The following is a 378-nucleotide window of genomic DNA, read 5'->3' on the forward strand; positions in this document are numbered from 1 at the left end:
GGACTGCAGGGCGTCGTGCTCGTCGCGCCGTCGCCGCCTTCGCCGATGGTGCTTCCCGACGAGCAGCGCGCCGCGATGGCGGCGGCGTACGACTCGCGGGAATCGATCGAATGGGTGCTGGATAACGTGCTGAGCGCGAATCCACTCACGCCGGCGCTGCGCGAGCAGGTGATCGCCGACAGCCTGCGTGGTGCGCCGCAAGCGAGAGCGGCCTGGCCGAACGCCGCGATGCTCGAGGACATCACGCACGAGGTCAGCTCGATCAACGTGCCCGTGCTCGTGGTGGCCGGCGAACTCGATCAGGTCGATCGCGTGGACACGTTGCGCGCGGAGTTGCTGCCGCGAATTGCCGGCTCGCGTCTGCAAGTGCTGGCGGGC

At 69.3% G+C, this 378-nt stretch carries 1 pseudogene; it reads left to right on the top strand.

The annotated features are described in order from the left end of the window. A pseudogene (locus tag SB822_RS55335) lies at window positions 1–378 on the top strand (alpha/beta hydrolase); the annotation flags it as partial.

Source organism: Paraburkholderia sp. SIMBA_054 (assembly GCF_046534875.1).
GTDB lineage: Bacteria > Pseudomonadota > Gammaproteobacteria > Burkholderiales > Burkholderiaceae > Paraburkholderia > Paraburkholderia hospita.